A 4,411-nucleotide genomic window follows, 5' to 3' on the forward strand; every position below is an offset into this window, starting at 1 on the left:
GTCGGCACCTCCCTCCGACACCTCCGCCGGTACCTCCGCCACAAGGCCGCTCACCCGAGCAGCCACCCCCCGTCCACCGTCAGCTCGACGGCGTTGACGGACCGGTTGCGCAGCAGGAAGTCCACCGCGTCCACCACGTCCGCCATGGCGGCGAGCCTGCCCGTGGGTGTCTCGGTGCGCAGCGCGGCGAGTACCTTCTCCGGCTTGGCCTGCCAGTACGGGCTGTCACCCACGACACCGGGATGCACGGCGTTGACCCGGATCGGAGCGAGTTCGACGGCCAGGGAGTTCATCATGCCCCGCACCCCCGCGTTGACCGTCGCGACCGTCGTCGCGCCCGGGTAGGGGCGTTCCTTGGCCTGGCCGCCGAACAGCACGATGGAGCTGTCGTCGTGCAGCCGGCTCCGCAGCGTGTGCACGACCTCCGTGTAGCCGACCAGCTTCAGGGTGACCAGCCGCAGTGCGGCGTCGATGTCGTAGTCGCTCACCTTGTTGTCGTCCCGGGAGACGCCCGCGATCACGAGATGGTCGACGCGCCCCATGCCTGCCAGGGCCGCCGCGATCTCCAGCGGCCGGGCCAGGTCGACGGCGAGTCCGCGGGCACCGCATTCCTTCGCGACCGCTTCGGCCCGCTGGGCGTCGCGGCCGGTGAGGACGACGTCGTCACCTTGTCCGGCCCGCACCCGGGCGAACTCCAGCCCGATCCCGGATGTGCCGCCGACGACGAGCACACTGCTCATGACTTCTCCTCCAGTGCCGCACGCAGATAGTCCCAGTCCCGCGTGAACCGGTACGAGTGCCGTGACGGCGGTTGCGGCGCCTGTGTCTCCAGCCAGCGCAGCGTCCCCTGCCCCGCGTTGACGAAACCGTGCACACATCCGGCGCCCGCCCAGGCCAGATCGCCGGGCTCCAGCCGGTACCGCTCGCCGTCCAGGGTGGCCTCGGCCACGCCCTCCAGGATCAGATAGGTCTCCTCGAAGGGATGGTCGTGGGTTCCGATGACCCCGTCGGACGCGTACTGCACCATGAACATCGTCGACGCGACCGCGCCCAGATCGCCGTCGATCATCATCTTCACCGTGATCCCGCTGTAGACCAGCAGCGCGGTCCGCATGCTCGCCGTGGCGGTGAGCAGTTCCTGGGACTGCTTGCCGGGATCCATCTGGCCGGGCTCGAAGTGGCCGAAGCAGCGGGTGCGCGGGTCGCGGACGTCGATCCGGGCCGGCTCGCGCGCGGGCAGGTCCGGGACGGCCTGGGTGTCGTGTCCGTAGCGGGCGCGCGGCACCGGGGCCAGCATGTCGGCCCAGCGGCCGCCGGTGCCCCCGGCCCCGCGCCAGGCGTGCGGGACGCCGGTCGGCAGCAGGCCGTAGTCGCCCGCCTCCAGCAGGTACGAGCCGTCGGGCAGGTCGAGGATCACGCTCCCGTCGAGGAGGTGGAAGGTCTCCTCGTACGAGTGCACATGAGCGGGCACCCGGCCGTCCGGTAGCAGTTCGCACAGGCCGAAGCCGGTGTGGACGCTGCCGTCCTGCTCGCCGACCAGCGCCCGGCGCCGGTGCCCCTGGCCGTCGTGGGGCGGCTCGGGCAGGTCGGCGGCGTGGCGCACCAGGTGATTCGTCATGCCGGTGCCTTAGCCCCCTTGGCCTCCTTCGCGGCGAGGAGCCGGTCACGGGACTCGGCGACGAGCCGCAGGGCGCGTGCCGTGTCGCCGAGGAGCCTGCCGTCGCGCTTGTGGATCACACCGTCGACGAGGACGGTGTCCACGTTGGACACGTCGGCGCACAGCGTCACCGCGGCCACCGCGTCGTGCACGGGGGCGACGTTCAAGGCGGTGGCGTCGATCCCGAGGATGTCGGCGCGCTTGCCGGGGGTCAGGGAGCCGGTGCGGTCCTCAAGACCGGCGACGTGGGCGCCGTTCACGGTGGCGATCTCCAGCATCTGACGTGCGGTCAGCATGGTGTCGGGGACCGGCATGTTGGCCTGCCAGCAGTCGGCGTTGACGCGTGCGCGTTCGGCGCCGAAGGCAGCGCGGATCTGGGTGAACATGTCGCCGGGGACGGTGGTGACGACGTCGATGCTCAGCGACGGCCGCAGACCGTGCTCGATGGCCTGCATCACGGGCGGCCAGCCGTGCCCCATCTGGAGCTCCACCTGCGGCGCGACCGACACCGTGCCGCCGCTGTCGGCGACCATCCGCCACTCCTCCCCGCTGAGGTAGCAGCTGTGGACGTAGGTGGTGTCCGGGCCGAGCAGTCCCAGGCCGTGCAGCTGCCTGACCATGCCGAAGCGGCCGGCGAGGCGCCCCATGGCCACGTGCACGGTGATCGGGAGGCCCAGCTCACGTGCCATGGCCCACTCGGCGGTGACGACCTCGTCGAGGCAGAAGCCGGGGCCGCGGGTGGCCAGGCCCATGGTCAGCAGCCCGTCGTCGGAGGGGAAGTGCGTCGACCGGATCCGCCGTACGTCGTCCGCCGGGATCGCGATCCTGCTCTCGAACCAGTACTCCGCGAGGGAGGTGTTGGCGCTGCCGTACGCGTACCGCGCCCGGATGCCGGATTCCTTCAGGCCCTGGACCGCCGCGTCCGGATGCTCGGGCGTGTTGTTGATGTGCGACCAGTCGACGAGCGTGGTGATGCCGGCGTTGATGCACTCCAGCGCGCCCGCGAGGTTGCCGGCGTACACGTCCTCGGGGGTGTACAGCGGTGCGAAGGTGTCGAGGATGTCGACGAAGTAGTCGTCGAGGGTGGCGTCGGGGGCGACGCCCCGGATGGGGGCCTCCCAGGTGTGGCGGTGGGTGTCGACGAAGCCCGGGATCACGATGTGGCCGGTCATGTCGAGGATCTCGGCGTCGGCGCTGATCTCGGGTTCGACGGCCGCGATCCTGCCGTCCTCGACGAGGACGTCCCCTTGGGGCAGGTCCCCGATGTCCGGGTCCATCGAGATCACGTGACCGGAGCGCAGCAGTGTCCTGGTGGTCATCGCGCTTCCTCCCATGGGGTGTTCGGTGGCGGGTGTGCGGCTCAGTAGGCGGCGAGCCTGCGGACCTCCGTGACGACCTTGTCCACGGTGGGGATGACCTGCTCCTCCAGCGCGTCGGCGAACGGCAGCGGGACGCACTCCCCCGCCACCCGCCGCACGGGCGCGTCCAGCAGGGCGAATCCCTCGTCGGCGACGACCGACACGACGGTGGCGCCCCAGCCGCCCTGGTACGGGTTCTCCTCGACGGTGAGGAGCCGAGAGGTCTTCTCCAGCGAGGCGAGGACGGTCGCTGCGTCCAGCGGGACCAGGCAGCGCAGGTCGATTACTTCGGCCTCGATGCCCTCCCCGGCCAGGACGTCGGCGGCCTTCAGCGCCAGGGGAACCATCGAGGCGAGCGCGACGAGCGTGACGTCGGCGCCCTCCCGGACGACCGCGGCCCGGCCCAGCTCGACGACGTGACCGGGCGGGGGCGGCGGGCCCTTCGTCGCGAACAGCCCCTTGTGCTCGAAGAAGACCACCGGGTCCTCGCTGCGGATCGCCGCCGCCAGCATGCCGATGACGTCGGCCGGTGTCGCCGGCGCCGCGACCTTCAGCCCGGGGACGGTCAGCGCCCAGTTCTCGGTGGCCTGGGAGTGCTGGGCGCCGAAGCCGAGCCCGCCGCCGTTGGCGGTGCGCACGACGAGGGGGACGGTCACCTGGCCGCCGGTCATGTAGCGGACCTTGGGGATCTCATTGGCCAGGTAGTCCCAGCAGCAGGCCAGGAAGTCGGAGAACATGATCTCCGCCACGGGCCGCATCCCGGTCATGGCGGCGCCCATCGCCGCGCCCGCGATGGCCTGTTCGGAGATGGGCGTGTCCCACACCCGCCCGGGTCCGAACTCCTCCAGCAGCCCCGTGGTGGTCTTGAACACCCCGCCGGCCGCGGCGATGTCCTCCCCGAGGCACACCACCGACGCGTCCCGGCGCATCTCACGCGCGATGCCCTCGGCGACGGCCTCCCGGTAGGTGATCACGTCCGCCATGCGGCACCTCCGTCCGCCCACACGTCGGTCAGTGCCTCCCGCGGATCGGGCGGCGGCGCGGCCTTCGCCGCCTCCACGGCCCGCTCCACGACGGCCCTGGCCCGCTCGTCGGCCCCGGCCACCGTCTCCTCGCCCACGCCCAGCTCGGCCAGGCGCCCCCGCGCCAGGTCCAGCGGGTCGTGCTTCAGCCACCGTTCGACCTCCTCGGCCGGGCGGTAGGCCGCCGGGTCGGCACGGCTGTGCCCGAAGTGCCGGTAGGTCTCGGCCTCCAGAACGGCGGGCCCGTCTCCGGCCCGGGCCCGCCGCGCGAGCCGTCCCACGGCCTCCTCGACCGCCACGACGTCGTTGCCGTCGACGACCTCGCCCGGGATGCCGTGGGCGGGGGCCCGGTCGGCGGCGGGGCGGGGCACGGC

At 72.2% G+C, this 4,411-nt stretch carries 5 protein-coding genes; all 5 read right to left on the bottom strand.

What is annotated here, in order from left to right; genetic code table 11:
- Nucleotides 1-50: 50 nt before the first annotated feature.
- Nucleotides 51-740 (bottom strand): SDR family oxidoreductase, encoded by a 690-nt coding sequence (locus C1J00_RS38895; RefSeq protein WP_102913593.1) that lies wholly within the window; start codon nt 738-740, stop codon nt 51-53.
- The gene (locus tag C1J00_RS38900) at nt 737-1,618 is read right to left on the bottom strand and encodes a cupin domain-containing protein (protein WP_102913594.1); all 882 of its coding nucleotides are present in this window, start codon (nt 1,616-1,618) and stop codon (nt 737-739) included. Before C1J00_RS38900 ends, C1J00_RS38895 begins: the two co-directional genes overlap by 4 nt.
- Entirely contained in the window at nt 1,615-2,976 is a 1,362-nt protein-coding gene (locus C1J00_RS38905) for an amidohydrolase family protein (RefSeq protein WP_102913595.1), read from the bottom strand. The genes C1J00_RS38900 and C1J00_RS38905 overlap by 4 nt, the downstream gene beginning before the upstream one ends.
- 41 nt (nt 2,977-3,017) lie before the next feature.
- Entirely contained in the window at nt 3,018-3,998 is a 981-nt protein-coding gene (locus tag C1J00_RS38910; RefSeq protein ID WP_102913596.1) for an alpha-ketoacid dehydrogenase subunit beta, read from the bottom strand.
- The coding region (locus C1J00_RS38915) for a thiamine pyrophosphate-dependent enzyme (protein ID WP_245936683.1) at nt 3,986-4,411 on the bottom strand (426 nt) is incomplete at its 5' end. The genes C1J00_RS38915 and C1J00_RS38910, both read right to left, overlap by 13 nt.

The sequence above is a fragment of the Streptomyces cahuitamycinicus genome (assembly GCF_002891435.1).
GTDB classification, from domain to species: domain Bacteria; phylum Actinomycetota; class Actinomycetes; order Streptomycetales; family Streptomycetaceae; genus Streptomyces; species Streptomyces cahuitamycinicus.

What these genes read in the sequence shown, in the direction of transcription:
- C1J00_RS38910 (WP_102913596.1), bottom strand. Translation starts at nt 3,998, where the DNA reads ATGGCGGACGTGATCACCTACCGGGAGGCCGTCGCCGAGGGCATCGCG.
- C1J00_RS38905 (WP_102913595.1), bottom strand. Translation starts at nt 2,976, where the DNA reads ATGACCACCAGGACACTGCTGCGCTCCGGTCACGTGATCTCGATGGAC.
- C1J00_RS38895 (WP_102913593.1), bottom strand. Translation starts at nt 740, where the DNA reads ATGAGCAGTGTGCTCGTCGTCGGCGGCACATCCGGGATCGGGCTGGAG.
- C1J00_RS38900 (WP_102913594.1), bottom strand. Translation starts at nt 1,618, where the DNA reads ATGACGAATCACCTGGTGCGCCACGCCGCCGACCTGCCCGAGCCGCCC.